Genomic DNA, 14,413 nt, shown 5'->3' on the forward strand with positions numbered 1-14,413 from the left:
CCGCTCAACACGACCGGGTCCATTGAGTTCCGGAAGCCATGCCGGTTCATCGGGTTCGCCCCGTTTCACACAAGTTGTTGTCACGGTTCATCAACTCGCCTGTCACAGCGGCATCTTGATTCGACCCTCAGCGCAACGGGCCCTCCGGAAGCAGACATCCCCAAAAGCGACCACGGCTCGTCGGTTCGAGCGGGCCGGACAAGACCACTTCGCAGGAGTGCACATGCGTGTCAAGAAGATCTCCGCCCTCGCCGTGATCGTCGCCGCGGCCGGCCTGTCGCTGACCGCGTGCGGCGGCAGCGACGGTTCTGGCACGGCCGCGCAGAGCAGCACGTCGGCTTCCGCGAGCAGCTCCACAGGCGGCCAGGGCATCACCGGTGCTTCCTCCAGCACCACCAAAGGCAGCACGGGAACCACCACCAGCGGCAGCACCAGCGGCGGCAACACCGGCGCCGGCGGCGGCACAGGGAAGAAGGCCGCCGCCCGGACCGGGACCACCGCGTCGGGCGCCATGTGCAAGACCGAGCACCTCGGCTTCAGCGCCGCCTCCGCAGGAGTCAAGAACGAGATCGTCGTCAACCTGAAGAACACCGGCTCCGCCACCTGCAGCATGCACGGTTTCCCCGGCGTCCAGCTCCTCGGTGCCGACGGTCTGGGCGACAAAGGCCCCGACGCCGCCCGCACCGACACCACCGCACCCGCCGTCACCATCGCCCCCGGTGAGGAGACCCGCTTCCTCCTCCACTACATCCCCGACACCAGCGGCTCCGGCAAGACCTACACCAAGCTCGCCGTCACCCCGCCCAACGAAACCGTCCTCGACGTCATGGACCTCGACGGCCAAAACATCACCATCCCCGCCACCACCGGCAACGCCCCCGACGTCTACGTCGACCCCATCGGCTACCACACCGGCACCGGCAAGTGACTCCAGCGTCAGTCGGCAGGGCGGGGGCCTCGTCGGCACGTGTGCCGGCGCCGAGGATCCGCCGCGGGTCCGGGGGCGGTCCCCTCGGGTACGACGTCCTCCCGGCCCTTCCCCGGACTCGAGAAATTCGCCGCTGGGCACCGCGCTGGCGACCGCCCGTGACCGCGACCACCTCCTCGACCGCACCGAGGTGATCTTCAAGGTCATCGGCGATGTCCACCCCAACACGCACTTCCTCCTGTACGTCAAGTAGTAACCGGATGCCCGCGGTGACCAGGTGCTGTTCGGCCGGCGTACCGGCAGAACACCGTCGTGGCCAAGGCGTTCGGGCTTCCGGCCACCGCGACAGCGACCTTCCCGCGGTGCGGTCGTTGTGCCAGACGGCGGTCGTGAGGGCGAGGATGCGTTGCAGGACTCGGACGGCTACCCCGTTGGGGTGCGGCCTCGGTGCCTTTCGGGGTCGAGCTGTCCCTTGAAGGTCTCGTTGACCGATTCGATGACCTGCCGCAGTGGTTTGAACAGCTGTGATCCGGCCCGCTGCGGCTCGCCCTTGCAGGCTCGCGCGGCTTGTTCAACGGCTCCGGGCTCAGGCATCGTTCGGTGCCAGGAGCCGAAGGCGGCGCCGCGGAACGGGAGCCACAGCCCGCAACGTTCCGGCGCGGGCGCACACGACATCTTGTCCAACCCTTGTTCCCTGCATCTACGAAAAGCCCAACCGCAGTGCGGGCCGCGAAAGCCCGACCATAGAAAGCGACTCAGCCGTGAGTTCAGAAGCAGTAACTGCCAGCTCAACCGAAACGGCGCTCGACTGGGCCCGAGAGCGAGTCACAGCGTGTCTCGTCGATTTCCTCGACGACAAGATCCGACAGGCGATCAAGCTGGACCTCCCGCCGACCGTAGCCGAAATCGTCAAGGACTTCATCATTTCCGGAGGAAAGCGCATCCGGCCACTGATGTGCGTGGCCGGATGGCTGGCTGGCGGAAAAGAGGAAACGCCCGACACGCTGATCCAGGTCGCGGCGGCGCTTGAGCTCTACCAGGCATTCGCGTTGATTCATGACGACGTCATGGACAAGAGCGCCACGCGCCGGTCCCGCCCCACTGTCCACCGGGAGCTCGCCGACCGCTACACTGCCGCGTCCGACCCGCGGCACCTTGGCGAGAGCGTCGCCATCATGGTCGGTAACATGGCGCTGACATGGTCCGACGAGCTCCTCGCCGCCGCCGTTCCCGCCGAACGACAGGCCCCCCTGGCCGGCGTCATCAACGCGATGCGCGAGGAGATGCACTACGGCCAGTACCTCGATCTCACGAGCACCCTCGGCCCCATCGACGACCAGCGCACCTCGATGACGGTGATCCGCTATAAAACAGCCAAGTACACGATCGAACGTCCGCTGCACGTCGGAGCGATACTTGCCGGAGCGGGAACGGGACTGCTGGACGTTCTCAGCGATTTCGCGCTGCCGCTCGGCGACGCGTTCCAGCTGCGCGACGACGTACTCGGTCTGTACGGGAACCCGGCCACCACGGGTAAGCCGATATTCGACGACCTGCGCGAGGGAAAGCGCACTGTCGTTCTCGCGCTCGCCGCACGCGAGGCCACCACTTCGCAACGCGCGCTGCTCGAGCGTTGCGTGGGCGACAGCCGGCTGAATGAGCGGGACGCTCAAGACGCTCTCGACGTCATCGCCGCCACCGGCGCGGTCGCGACCGTGGAAAGCATGATCGCCGAGCGGTACGCGCAGGCGCTGGCCGTTCTGGACGCCGCGCCGATCCCGCCGTCATCCGCCAAGCACCTGCGGGCCCTTGCCGCGTTGTGCGTGGAGCGCGACGCCTGAGTACGCTCCTGCCCCGGCCATCCGTCTCCGGTCGGTGTCCGACGGACGGCAGCCGAATGGCGGTGCGGCGAGGCTGCCGCACCGTTGGTAACGTCCTTCGGAGCCCATCCCGAGCTTTCGCTGACTCCGCGTGAAGACGGCGGGAGACGCCCGAGCGCCGCGCCAGCCCGCGTCGTGCCGGGGAGGGCGGAAGGTCAGGGATTCGGGTAGCGGCCGGACTCGATCACCCATCGGGCATGCGCGGCGGTGAGGGACAGCATGGTGCCGGTGATCTCGGCCAGTCGCGGGGTCCGGCCTGCGTCCAGGGCGAGCAGGCTCCGCGCGTGCGCGCGCAGTTCGCGCACGCGCCCGCTGATGTGCTGCTCGACGAGTCGCTTTGCCTGGGCCTCGTCGCATCCCAAAGCGTGAGTCATGACGCTGACTTGGTTGTTGGGATTGCCCTCGACGGCTTCCCGTGCCGCTGACACGAGGTCGTTCCGCCACGCCGTGATCTCGTTGGAACACGTGGTCAGACAGTGCCACTGATAGGTGACGGACAACTCGACCGGGACCTCCTGACCACGGGTCGGCTCGACGAGGTCCCACATGAACATGCCGTTGGCCCACGGGCGCAGGTCGAAGTAGCCCGCGACAGTGGGTGCGTGGGCGTCACGGCGCAGTGTCGCTTCCCACTCCAGAGCCTCGCCGTGGCGAACCAGGTTGCGGACGAAACGGTCACGCCACGCCTCGGACATCCCGGCCGCGGTCCCTTGCCACAACGGCTCCACGGCGCGAGTGAGTGGATCACGCATCGCGGCCCTGTCACGTGTCAGAGCGTCCGCCAGCTCGCGGTACAGCCCTCTTACATCGTCTGGCCGGGCATCATGGCGATCGAAGCGGTCGTCGAGGGCGAAGAGTACGATCAGCCACCGGGCGACGGTGACTACGCGTTCGACCGGGGCGTCGTGATATATCCGGGCCGCGAGACGCGGGAAGTGAGCGCGCAGCAACGTCGGTTCGCTCTGCGGCGCGCACACCCCCTGCTCCACTGCCCAACGGTGAGCCTCCCGCTCGATCCGGGCGCAGTCCGCGTGGATCCGGTCCGGGGCGAGTCGTAGCTCCGCCCAGACGTCGTCGCTGACATGGCAAGTGGAAGCGCTCACGGCTTCTCACCCACTTCTTGTTCATGGTCTCCGCGCTGGCCGGGCCGACCCTACCAGCGGCGCGGCGCCTATCACGGCCGCTCCCCCCAGCTTGGCGTTTGTCCTCGGCGGGCTTGGTGTTCCTTGAAGGACCGCCACCAGCGGTCCACGTCCACCGGGGTCGCGGCGGTGGCCGAGCACCACAGCCAGACCGGTTTCCGGTCGCGATCGCCCTGCAGGCGCTCGACCCGCACCCGCGCCAACGTGCCGTGGAGGACGGGCAGTTCTCCGCCCGCGTGATCCAGCCAGAGCCGCAGCGGGTGAGGTCCCGACCGCGTCTACCATCTGTGCGTGCCGCCGTCGGCCAACACCGTCATGGTGCTCATGGAGTGGGCCTGGCCGGTCGACGGACACGTCTACCTCGACGAGGACGGCGCGCTGCGCAGCGGCTCGATGGCCGGGGAACCGGCCGTCGACTGGGTCCTGCAGGCCGGCCAGAGCGTGCGGAACGCGCTGGAGACCAACCGCAAGGTGCTGGGCACCATCGGCGTCGGCCAGGCCCTCCCCGTTCACCAGGGCACCGTCGCAGGCGAAGGCCACCTGCAGTTCCGCCGGGATCACGAGGTGACGAACGGGAGATCAACGTGCTGCACGGCACCGTGCTGCTGGAGAAGATGCGCACCGTCCCCGGCGGCACCACCCGCAGAACCCGGCGTGCCGCCCGCAACTTCGCCGAGTTCCTCGACAACACCTCCCCGATCACCGCAGTTGCTCCTGTTGACCCCATCTGGAAGGCGCTCGATGAAGCCGAGCTGACGGCCGTGGAGGTAGGCGCCGGCGTGCGGGGTGCCGGGTGCACCAGGGGCACGGCGATCATGTCGGGGCCGTGGTCGTCGCCGGGCCGGGTGTGCGCGCGTTCCACGAACGGGCGCCGGAGGTGGCCGGAGGCGTGTCCGCGGCGGCGGAGGAAGGGGCGCTTCATCGGGTGGGCTCCTGTTCGCGGGCGGGGTGGGTCCATGGGAGGGCGAGGCCGTCGTCGGCGGTGTGGGGCACGAGGTGGCCGTGCAGGTGGAACACGGTCTGTGTGGCGTCCGGGCTGCAGGAGGTGAGGTAGTTCCACTGGCCGCCCAGATGCTGGGCGAGTTCGGCGGCGCGCAGCTGCACGGTGGCGGAGACGACGGGGGCGGTCGTGAAGTCGGCGCCGTGGCCGCAGGGGAGGACCAGGAGGTGGCCGTCGGTGCAGCCGCCGCTATGGGGCACGATCGCGAGGGCGTCGCTCCACTCGTGGACGATCTCTGATGGGGCTCCGTCGTGGATGATCCGGCAGAACGGGCAGTCGAGGCGCGGGTGTTGCGGGGGACCGGCGGCCGGTTGAGGTAGTGGTGGGTGACCTGTACTTGGGCGCCGGCCTCCCGCATCCGCTGGCCGATGGCGTCGGCGATAGCGCGTGCGCGGTGGCGTCCGTACCAGCAGTTCACCAGGAGCTGGACGGGGGGCGTGCGCGGCGGCGCGCAAGGCGGTGAGTTCGTGCACGGCGTCGTTGATGATGCGGGCCGCGCCGGGGGTTTTAGGACGCGGTCGCGTACGCCTGCGTCCTGTCCGGTCTGGCGGGCGACGATGTCGGCGAGGGCAGGGTCGTCGGGCGGGTTCAGCAGGGCGTTGGTGAGGTTGATGGAGAGGACGGCGGCGCGGTGGCGGGCCGGCGGCGGGTCCTGCCAGCGGGCGCCGAAGGAGTCGATGAACACGTCGGTCGTCATGGAGCCTCCACGCTCGAAAGGGGTGGAGACGCCGGAGCGCCGCCCGGCGGAAGCGGCGGGCGGCACTCGGTGGCGTCGGGGTGCTCCCCGGTCTCGGTGATGACCGGGAATTGGTCGGTCTGTCGGGCCCTGGATGCGCTGCGCGGCGGCCGAAGCTCAGCGGGTCAGGCTGGTAGCGGCTGTCGGAGAAGCCCGTCCATGAGAAGCGGCTGCGACGGCAAGTCCGGCGGCCGCAGCACCGTCGGCAAGAGCTGTTCACCAGCGGCGCCTCCCAGGTTCGTTTAACGCTCTTCTGACGCCCTGAGCAGGGAAATCGGGAGACCGCCGCCCTAGAGTCGAGAGGCCGACCAAGTTGGTGGGACTGGAGGGGACTGGTGTCTGCACGCGCTGAGAACGCCGACGGATCGGGCGGCCATCTGCCGGGTTCCGGCACCGAGCGTGGGGAGCGGGACCGGCTGACGGTGCCGCAGGGGCTGGCGGCACTGTCGCTGGATGCTCTGGCGTCCGTGGCTTATGGGCCTGAGGCGATCGTGGTCGTGCTGGCGGTGGCCGGCAGCCGGGGCCTCGGCTACACCTTGCCGGTCACGCTGGCGATCGTGGTGCTTTTGGCCGCGCTGACGTTTTCCTACCGTCAGGTGATCGCCGCCTTCCCCGACGGTGGCGGCGCGTATGCGGTGGCCGGGCGCCACCTGGGACGGCGCCTGAGCCTGATCGCCGCCGCCTCGCTGATCATCGACTACGTGCTGAACGTCGCGGTGTCGGTCTCCGCCGGCATCGCGGCGCTCACCTCGGCCTTCCCCGCCCTGTACGGCGAACGTGTGCTGCTGTGTCTCGTGGTCCTGTTTTTGATCACCGCGGTCAACCTGTATGGGGTTGCCGAGTCGGCGAAGGTGATGATCGTCCCGACCGTGGTGTTCATCGCGGCGATCGCAGCGGTGATCCTGGGCGGCCTGCTGCGATCGCACCCGGTCGTCCAGCCCGACCATCCCACCGCTTCCTCTACTGTCCAAACGGTCGGGGTGTTGCTGCTTCTGCGCGCCTTCGCCTCCGGCTGCTCGGCCCTGACCGGGGTGGAGGCGATCGCCAATGCCGTTCCCACCTTCCGCAGCCCCCGGATCAGGCGGGCCCAGCGCACCGAGTTCGCCCTTGGCGCGCTGCTGGGCGCGATGCTGATCGGCCTGTCAGTGCTGATCGGCAAGTTCCACGTCGCGCCGAGCGGGACCAAGACCGTCCTGGCGCAGCTGGCCGAGGCATCCCTTGGCCACAACGTCGGCTTCTTCATCGTGCAGTTCTCCACCATGGTGCTGCTCGCGCTGGCAGCCAATACCTCCTTCGGTGGCATGCCCGTGCTCGCCTCGCTGCTGGCACGGGACAACCACCTGCCCCACGTCTTCGGATTGCGCGCCGACCGGCAGGTCTACCGCTACGGCGTCGTCGTCCTCGCGGCAATCGCCGCGGTCCTGCTCGTCGCAGCCCAAGGCGACACACAAAAGCTCGTGCCGGTCTTCGCCATCGGCGTCTTCATCGGCTTCACCCTCTCCCAGGCCGGCATGGTCCGACACTGGCATGAAGAAGGCAGCACCGGATGGCTCGGACGCGCGGCCCTCAACGGCCTGGGCGCGCTTCTGACCGCCGCGGCCCTGGTCATCGAAATGGTGTCCAAATTCCATGAAGGCGGCTGGCTCGTCCTCGTCGCCGTCACGGTACTGGTCATGCTGTTCGAAGCGGTGCACCACACCTACCAGCGCATCGGCACAGCCCTGCACCTCGGTGAGGTCCCCGACCGCCCGGAACATCGCCGCTCGCTCGTCGTCGTCCCGGTGGGAGCGGTCAACAAACTCACCCAGGAGGCGATCAGCGCCGCCCTCTCACTGGGTGACCAGGTGCGCGCCGTCACGGTCGTCCACCCCGAGGACCCAGAGGCGCCCTCCGCCGACGAGGTCCGCCAGGCATGGAACACCTGGCAACCCGACGTGCCGCTCACCGTCCTGCACAGCCGCACCCGGTCACTGACACGGCCGATCGTCGACCACCTGTGCGCCCTCGCCGCGGAGGACGGCCACGACCGCCTGGTGGTCCTGATCCCCGAGATGCACCTGCCCAAGCCATGGCAGCGCCTGTTGCAGAACCAGCGCGGCGCGGTCCTGGACCGCGCCATCCGCCGCAACACCGAGGCTGTCATCTGCCGCCTGCGTTTCCCCATCACACTGCCTCGCTGACTGGGGCGGTGCGATGGAGTACGACACGGTAAGGCCCGTCCGCACCTGTTGGGGCCCCGCTGCGTGGCCAGGATTTCAGACGCACAGCACCCGACGACCGCTGGCTGACGGCCTCGTGCAGCGCGTCCAGGGACAGGACCTGGGAGGCGGGCCAGGTACGCGCGGTCGTGGACTTCCCGCGCCGGACGGGCCAACCAGGACCACCAGGCTGTGCTCGGGCATCTGCGGGTAGATCAGCCCGGTCATACGGGATCTGCGAGTGAGGGCGCCGGGCGGCCCGGATGGCGCGCTGCCCGGCGTGGGCAGTGAGCAGGTGCGAGAGCTTCGCGCAGCGGCGTCAGCGGACGATCATGTGGGCGGGGTGGCCGTTCTTCATGTGGTCCACGCACTGTGGGCAGTCCTCGCGCGGAAGCACTGCGTGCACTGCCCCCAGGGGCGGGTTCGTCGCCTTCGCGCTCGCCATCAGCTCCTTGCGGGTGAAGGGCGCGGGCAGACCAGATCAGGCGCTGTCCGGCGTCGTCGGTGATCAGGGCGGCGGCCTCGTGCACGGGGCAGGAGGCATCTCCGTCGCGGTCGGGCTCGGATCTGCTCGGCACGGCGCGCGGCGGCGGTGAGCAACTGCGCCACGGCCGCGGGGAAGCCGCCGGGCGGATCGGTGTCCTCGATTGAGCTCGCGCAGGATCACGGCGAACTCCTCCTGGTCGACGTCGTCGGCGCGAAGGTCGTCCTCGATCTGCTGGAGAGAGCGCCAGCGCGGCAATGCCGGCCGCGGCGCGGACGCGTTCGATGCGCTGCGGGTCACCGGCGGGCACCGGGGCGGGTGGTGAGCCAGGCGGTGACGTCGGCGGCAGCGATGCCGATGGAGCGGTGCAGGGCCGCGTCCAGCTCCATCCACGCGCTGCCCGGCCCGGTGAGCTCCGAGGTGGCCTTGCCGTCGTCGTCGACGCGAGCGGCCTTGCAGCGCTCGATGCAGCCGGTCTTCTTCGCCAACCACAGCAGAACGGCTCCGAGGTCGATCGCGGCGTGCGTCCCGGCGTTGATGGCCGCGCCGGCGAGCAGCGCAGTCGGTGTGACGCGGTAGCCGAACGCGCGGGTAATCGCGACGGTCGTCCGAGGGCGCTGGTGGCCATGGCCGGTCGCAGGAGTCTCCGGGGTCGGCGGGCGTGCCGTCGAAGCACTCCAGGCAGGGCCCCAAGGTCTTCAGCGGGAGGCAGTGGAAGTAGCGCCGACGGCAGGTGCCGCATGTCTGGCGTGCGGTCATGCCTTGTCGAGCGCGGATTCCTTCGCGAGGGTCATCGGGCGCTTCGGCTTCGCCAGGTCGATCCGGTAGAACCACGCGAAGCGCTTGCCGCCGCGGCATTAGGTCCGGGCGACGGGCTCCTGGCCGCCGGGGCGCAGTCCCATCTCCCGCAGCTGGCGGCGGCTGGCGAGGTTGTCGCACCCGGCCTGCTCCCACCGGAAGACCGGTAAGGAGTCGTCGCCGGGGCCGTAGGGGTCGGCGTCGACCAGGTCCTGGTCCTGGTCGGCCATCACCTGCTCCAGGTACCGGGGAGTCGGCGCTGGGGCGCGGGGTAGCGGGGGTCGGGTGTGCGCGATCTCGTCCTGGAATCGGGAGCGGCGCCTATCACCGCAGTTGGTTGAATGCCTGGTCGGCGTCGGCGACGGCCTCGGGGTGGACGTCGCGTGCGGTCCTGCCGTCGGCAATCTTCTGCCAGTTGGCGCGGGCGAGCACCCGCTGGGTCGCGAGCACCTGGGCGGCCCGTACGCGCGCCTGGACGCCGTCGCCGAGGGCCCGCGCCAGCGCCTCCTCGTCCTCGAGCTGGTACTGCGCGAGCCGTCCGGCCAGGCTCGGCGTGCTGAACACCAGCCCGTGGAACGCGACCACCTGTGGATGGTCGTTGAGGCCGGTGACGGGGTCGTGGCGGTCGAGGGCGGCCCGGAAGTGCCGGTGCAGCGCCGCCACCGGCGCGATGCCGGACTCCCGGTCGCGGACCACGCGGGCCGCCTCGCCCTGATGGTCCGCGAACCGGTGCAGTACCAGGTCTTCCTTGGTGGGGAAGTACCGGAAGAGGGTCGGCTTGGAGATCTCGGCGGCCGCGGCGATGTCGTTGACCGAGACGCGGTCGAAGCCGTGCTCCAGGAACAGCGACGCGGCTGCCTCGGCGATGGCGTCGCGCGTCCGCTCCTTCTTGCGGTCCCGCAGACCCGACGGCTTGCCCATCGGACCACTGTACATCAGCGTGACTGAGTTGCTTTTTTAACCGAGTAACCATTTCATGGGCGGCATGAGTCAGACAGACAGTGCTCCTGTACTCGTGACTGGGGCGATGGGCCGGATCGGCCGCCTCGTCATCGACCAACTCCTCGACGCTGGCGTACCGGTCCGCGCCCTCACCCGCCGCCCGGAAGCCGCCGCGGTGCTGCCGCCGCAGGTCGAGGTCGTCACCGGCGATCTCACCGTGCCCGACTCCCTCGAGTCGGCCCTGAACGGCGCGGGCGTGGTCTTCCTCCTCTGGACCGCCCCACCCGCGACCGCCGCCGAGGTCGTGGCGCGGCTGGCAGTCCGGGCGCGGCGGGTCGTCCTCCTCTCCTCCCCGCACCGGACGCCGCACCCCTTCTTCCAGCAGCCCAACCCGATGGCCGCCCTGCACGCCGACCTCGAGCGCCTGATCGCCGCGACCGGCCTCGAGTCGACGGTCGTCCGACCGGGGATGTTCGCCTCGAACTGCCTGCCCTGGTGGGCACCGGCGATCCGCGCGGGCGACGTGGTCCGCTGGCCGTACGCCGCCGCCGCGACGGCACCTGTCGACGACCGCGACATCGCCGCCGTCGTGGCCCACACTCTCCATCAGGACGGACACGTCGGCGGCGACTACGTCCTGACCGGCCCCGAGTCGCTGACCCACGCCGAACAGGTCGCCGTCATCGGCGACGCCCTCGGCCGCCGCCTCGCCTTCGAGGAGATGACGCCGGACGAGTTCCGCACCCTCTCCCAGGGCGCACCCAGCGCGACCGTCGAGATGCTGCTCGCCGCCTGGCACGCGGCAGTCGGCCAACCCGCCCACGTCACCACCACGGTGTCCGACCTCCTCGGGACGGCGCCGCGAACGTTTCGCCAGTGGGCCGCCGACCACGCCAGCGCATTCGCGAAGGATTCGTAACCTCATCGGCGCGACCTGCGTCCCCAGCCTCCGCCTCCGCGGAGCCCTTGGAGGTGGCGTCACGATCTGTGACAGAGCTTCCCGGCATGCCATGTGAACTGGCCGTCCATGGGGCCCGATAACTGGCCGTACCCAGGGAATGGATCTTGACCACTGACAGACAACTCAGGCGGCGGCTGCGGATCCGTCTGAGGCGGTGACTTCGCCCCTGCTTCGTTTGCCGCTGGTGACAGGTAGCGCGCCACATCGGTGACAACCACCATGCTTCGTCCTCACTGAAGCCGCATGCCAGCAGATGCCGATGGTGACGATTATCGTGCTTCGGCTCACACATGAGCCGAAGCACGATAATCGTCACCAAGGCAGGCATGTTGTCACCAGGCTCCCCGGATGAGGCGCGCCTGGATGTGCCGTGACACGCTGGTCGGAATCTGGTCACCAGAGTCGGAACCAGTTCGGCCGGCGCCGACTAGGCTCACCTCCGACCGGGGACGTGAGAACGGTGAAAGTCACTGGGTTCGACGGAGTCCGACGTCGGAAGTGATCCGGACGTGGCTCGCCCGGACGGTGAACCGACCGCGGCTCCAGGCTCCGGCTCCCGCCGCTGACGGCCGGCCGTCAGCGGCGAGTCTCGATCCGCAGGCCGCCCGTGGTCACCCGGCGGATGTGGTCGCTCGCCAGCAGGTCGTGCGGCTGGCCGAGCTCGATCGCGCTCGCTGCGTCCAGGCGGGCCAGCTGAGCGGCCGTGAACTCGACCTTCAGGGCGCCCAGGTTCTCCTCCAGTTGGCCGGGAGTTCGGGCCCCGATCAGCGTGGTCGCCACGCCTGGGTTCTGCAGGGTCCAGGCCAGTGCGACCTGGGCCGGGGTGCGACCCAGCTCGGCGGCGACCTCCCGGGCGACCCCGGCCACGGCCAGGTTGCGCTCGGTGAGCGTGCCCAGGGCGAGGTTGAGGCCCTTGCGGGTACCGGTGGCGGTGCCGGCGCCCGTCGCGGCCACGTCGTCCCGGCCGTACTTGCCGCTGAGCACCCCGCCGCCCAGCGGTGAGTACGGGACCACGCCCAGGCCCAGTTCCCGGGCCATCGGGATCAGGTCGCGCTCCGCGGTGCGTTCGATCAGGCTGTACTCGAGCTGCAGCGCGACCAGGGGCGACCAACCGCGCAGGTCGGCGATCGCCTGCATCCGGGCCACCTGCCAGGCCGGGGTGTTGGAGATCGCCACGTACAGCACCTTGCCCTGCCGGACCAGGTCGTCCAGGCCGCGCAGGATCTCCTCGGCCGGCGTGCGGAAGTCCCAGACGTGCAGGTACAGCAGGTCGATGTAGTCGGTGGCCAGCCGCCGCAGGCTCCCCTCGACCGAGCCGAACAGGGCCTTGCGGTGACCGCCCCCGGAGTTGGGGTCGCCGGGGCGGCGCAGTGTCGAGTACTTGGTCGTCAGCACCAGGCGTTCGCGCTCCTCACGGGCGAACTCGCCCAGCAGGCGCTCGGAGCTGCCGTCGGTGTAGGTGTCAGCGGTGTCGAAGAGATTGCCGCCGAGCTCGACGTAGTGGTCGAACAGCTTGCGGGCCTCGGCGCGCTCGGCACCCCAGCCCCACTCGGTGCCGAAGGTCGCGGTACCCAGGGCCAGCGGTGAGACTCGCAGCCCCGAGCGGCCCAGCAGCCGGTAGGCGTCGAGGGTCAGTGCCATCAGGTCCTCCTGTGCTCGTGGTCCGTTGCCGGGACCGAGTCTGTGGCGGCGGCGGCCGGGGGGTAAGGGAGGGCACTTCCTGGGAAGGCCGGTCCCACCCTGGTGGTTGGACCGGTCATGACGACCCGAACCATGGACACCGCACAGGAGCTGGCCGCCTTCCTGCGGAGCAGGCGCGAAGGCCTCGACCCCGACCGGCTGGGGCTGCCGTCGCACCGGCGGCCCCGACGGACGCCGGGGCTGCGCCGGGAGGAGGTCGCCGAACTGGCAGGGGTCAGCACCGACTATGTGGTCCGTCTGGAGCAGGGCCGCGGACTGCGGCCCTCGGCAGAGGTGCTGGCGGCGCTGGCCCGGGCTCTGTGCCTGGATCCGAGCGAGCGCGACTACCTGTTCGACCTGGCCGGACGCCGCCGCCCCGGCATCACCGGTGGACTGGCCGCCGGTGCGGCGCCGTCGCTGGCCCACCTGGTCGGTGACCTGTCACCGCTGCCGGCCATGCTGCTGAACCACCGTTACGACATCCTCGCCTGGAACCCCGAAATGGCCCGGCTGCTACCGGGCTTCGAGGCTGTGCCGCCGTCACGGCGCAACGCGATGTGGCTGTGCCTGCTGCACCCGGAGATGCGCGGCTTCTACGCAGACCGGGAGCAGGTGCTGCGGGACGGGGTCGCTCACCTGCGCGCGGCATGGGCCGCGCACCCGCAGGACCGGGAACTGTCCGGCCTCATCGCCGAGTTCGTTACGCAGGACGAGGACTTCGCCCGCTTCTGGTCGAAGCGGGAGGTCGGCGTCAACGGACGCGGCCGGAAATTGCTGCGGCATCCGGTCGCCGGTGCGATCACCGTCGACTTCGAAGTCCTGCTACCGCTCCAGGATCCGGACCTGCGCCTGCTTGTCTACCGCGCCGCGGACGAGGAGAGCCGCGCGTCCCTGGACCGGCTATGCACGACTAAAGTGTCCAGGCTCCCGGGCTGAGTCGCCTTGCAGCTCAGGCCACCGGCGGACCGCCGTATCCGGAGACACCCACTATGCTTCACGCGCTGCTGGTGACATGCAGCGAGCCGCACTGGTGACAACCACTGTGCTTCACCCGCACCGAAGTCGCAGGTCGCAGGTGCCCCCGGTGACAACTATCGTGCTTCGGCTCACTGTCACTGGGCGCTTCACTTGGCGAGTGAGCGTGCGAGATGGCGACCTGAGTGGGAGTCACGGCACGGGGTTACCCCGATCTTTCTCGATCGGGCGAGTCAGGATACGAACTCGGGGTCGTTAGCCGAACATCTCCTCGTACGTCGCCGCGTCGATCACCCCGTAGGCGGGCGCTCCCCTGTCCGGCTGGATGCAGAACAGCCAGCCCTCACCGTACGGATCGCTGTTCACCAATTCAGGCTCGTCGTCCAGGGGGCTGTTCACCGCGGTCACTACGCCGCTCCTGGGGGTCTGCACGCGCATTTCGCCAGAGGTCGACTCCACAACGCTGACAGCCTCTCCGGCCATCATGTGCCTTCCGACCTCGGGAAGCTGAACAAAGACAACGTCCCCAAGCCGCTCCTGGCCGTACTCCGTGATGCCGATTCTGAACTCCGGGCCACGTTCGCTCATCCACGTGTGGTCCTTCGTGTACTTGAGGTAGGACGGAATCACGACGATGCTCCCGTAACATAAAGTGACGACTTGAGTTCAGAGTGTCATAGAAAGGAGGA

13 protein-coding genes and 1 pseudogene are annotated in these 14,413 nt (G+C 69.4%); 6 read left to right on the top strand and 8 right to left on the bottom strand.

Annotated features, from left to right (window positions below; translation table 11 throughout):
• The first annotated feature begins 223 nt into the window (after positions 1 to 223).
• Positions 224 to 928: a DUF4232 domain-containing protein gene (locus ACZ7EC_RS27935; RefSeq protein ID WP_471066836.1), complete on the top strand. Its 705-nt coding sequence runs from the start codon at positions 224 to 226 to the stop codon at positions 926 to 928.
• Between the two features lie 361 nt (positions 929 to 1,289).
• Here the strand turns inward: ACZ7EC_RS27935 and ACZ7EC_RS27940 are convergent.
• A pseudogene (locus tag ACZ7EC_RS27940) lies at positions 1,290 to 1,486 on the bottom strand (IS982 family transposase); the annotation flags it as partial.
• 203 nt (positions 1,487 to 1,689) lie between these two features.
• Between ACZ7EC_RS27940 and ACZ7EC_RS27945 the strand changes: the two are divergent.
• Positions 1,690 to 2,769, top strand: coding sequence for a polyprenyl synthetase family protein (locus ACZ7EC_RS27945; RefSeq protein WP_471066838.1), 1,080 nt, complete (start codon positions 1,690 to 1,692; stop codon positions 2,767 to 2,769).
• Between the two features lie 194 nt (positions 2,770 to 2,963).
• Here the strand turns inward: ACZ7EC_RS27945 and ACZ7EC_RS27950 are convergent, their stop codons facing one another.
• Positions 2,964 to 3,911, bottom strand: a complete 948-nt coding sequence (locus ACZ7EC_RS27950; RefSeq protein ID WP_471066840.1) for a terpene synthase family protein — start codon at positions 3,909 to 3,911, stop codon at positions 2,964 to 2,966.
• Between the two features lie 330 nt (positions 3,912 to 4,241).
• On the opposite strand from ACZ7EC_RS27950, the gene ACZ7EC_RS27955 reads away from it, so the two are divergent.
• Positions 4,242 to 4,706, top strand: coding sequence for a hypothetical protein (locus tag ACZ7EC_RS27955; protein ID WP_471066842.1), 465 nt, complete (start codon positions 4,242 to 4,244; stop codon positions 4,704 to 4,706).
• 162 nt (positions 4,707 to 4,868) lie between these two features.
• On the opposite strand, the gene ACZ7EC_RS27960 is transcribed toward ACZ7EC_RS27955, so the two are convergent.
• Positions 4,869 to 5,150, bottom strand: a complete 282-nt coding sequence (locus ACZ7EC_RS27960) for an HIT family protein (RefSeq protein ID WP_471066844.1) — start codon at positions 5,148 to 5,150, stop codon at positions 4,869 to 4,871.
• Between the two features lie 871 nt (positions 5,151 to 6,021).
• Here ACZ7EC_RS27960 and ACZ7EC_RS27965 point away from each other — a divergent pair.
• A complete protein-coding gene (locus tag ACZ7EC_RS27965) occupies positions 6,022 to 7,866 on the top strand; it encodes an APC family permease (RefSeq protein ID WP_471066846.1) in 1,845 nt (614 codons plus the stop codon).
• A gap of 798 nt (positions 7,867 to 8,664) precedes the next feature.
• On the opposite strand, the gene ACZ7EC_RS27970 is transcribed toward ACZ7EC_RS27965, so the two are convergent.
• The 3 genes from ACZ7EC_RS27970 to ACZ7EC_RS27980 form a co-directional block, all read right to left on the bottom strand.
• Positions 8,665 to 8,856, bottom strand: coding sequence for a hypothetical protein (locus ACZ7EC_RS27970; RefSeq protein WP_471066848.1), 192 nt, complete (start codon positions 8,854 to 8,856; stop codon positions 8,665 to 8,667).
• 369 nt (positions 8,857 to 9,225) lie between these two features.
• Positions 9,226 to 9,396 (bottom strand): hypothetical protein, encoded by a 171-nt coding sequence (locus tag ACZ7EC_RS27975; protein ID WP_471066850.1) that lies wholly within the window; start codon positions 9,394 to 9,396, stop codon positions 9,226 to 9,228.
• Between the two features lie 94 nt (positions 9,397 to 9,490).
• Positions 9,491 to 10,087 carry a TetR/AcrR family transcriptional regulator gene (locus ACZ7EC_RS27980; protein ID WP_471066852.1) on the bottom strand — a complete coding sequence of 199 codons (597 nt, stop codon included), beginning with the start codon at positions 10,085 to 10,087 and terminating at the stop codon, positions 9,491 to 9,493.
• A 64-nt stretch (positions 10,088 to 10,151) separates the two neighbouring features.
• Here ACZ7EC_RS27980 and ACZ7EC_RS27985 point away from each other — a divergent pair, with 64 nt between their 5' ends.
• Positions 10,152 to 11,027, top strand: coding sequence for an SDR family oxidoreductase (locus ACZ7EC_RS27985; RefSeq protein ID WP_471066854.1), 876 nt, complete (start codon positions 10,152 to 10,154; stop codon positions 11,025 to 11,027).
• Positions 11,028 to 11,645: 618 nt separating this feature from the next.
• Here ACZ7EC_RS27985 and ACZ7EC_RS27990 read toward each other — a convergent pair.
• Positions 11,646 to 12,710 (bottom strand): aldo/keto reductase, encoded by a 1,065-nt coding sequence (locus ACZ7EC_RS27990; RefSeq protein WP_471066856.1) that lies wholly within the window; start codon positions 12,708 to 12,710, stop codon positions 11,646 to 11,648.
• 117 nt (positions 12,711 to 12,827) lie between these two features.
• Between ACZ7EC_RS27990 and ACZ7EC_RS27995 the strand changes: the two genes are divergently transcribed.
• The gene (locus ACZ7EC_RS27995; protein WP_471066857.1) at positions 12,828 to 13,685 is read left to right on the top strand and encodes a helix-turn-helix transcriptional regulator; all 858 of its coding nucleotides are present in this window, start codon (positions 12,828 to 12,830) and stop codon (positions 13,683 to 13,685) included.
• Between the two features lie 294 nt (positions 13,686 to 13,979).
• Here ACZ7EC_RS27995 and gcvH read toward each other — a convergent pair whose 3' ends face one another.
• Entirely contained in the window at positions 13,980 to 14,354 is a 375-nt protein-coding gene (gene gcvH, locus ACZ7EC_RS28000; protein WP_471066859.1) for a glycine cleavage system protein GcvH, read from the bottom strand.
• Positions 14,355 to 14,413: the final 59 nt, after the last annotated feature.

This window comes from Streptomyces sp. NPDC037203, assembly GCF_055605065.1.

What these genes read in the sequence shown, in the direction of transcription:
- ACZ7EC_RS27935 (WP_471066836.1), top strand. Translation starts at nt 224, where the DNA reads ATGCGTGTCAAGAAGATCTCCGCCCTCGCCGTGATCGTCGCCGCGGCC.
- ACZ7EC_RS27975 (WP_471066850.1), bottom strand. Translation starts at nt 9,396, where the DNA reads ATGGCCGACCAGGACCAGGACCTGGTCGACGCCGACCCCTACGGCCCC.
- ACZ7EC_RS27980 (WP_471066852.1), bottom strand. Translation starts at nt 10,087, where the DNA reads ATGGGCAAGCCGTCGGGTCTGCGGGACCGCAAGAAGGAGCGGACGCGC.
- ACZ7EC_RS27985 (WP_471066854.1), top strand. Translation starts at nt 10,152, where the DNA reads ATGAGTCAGACAGACAGTGCTCCTGTACTCGTGACTGGGGCGATGGGC.
- ACZ7EC_RS27990 (WP_471066856.1), bottom strand. Translation starts at nt 12,710, where the DNA reads ATGGCACTGACCCTCGACGCCTACCGGCTGCTGGGCCGCTCGGGGCTG.
- ACZ7EC_RS27995 (WP_471066857.1), top strand. Translation starts at nt 12,828, where the DNA reads ATGACGACCCGAACCATGGACACCGCACAGGAGCTGGCCGCCTTCCTG.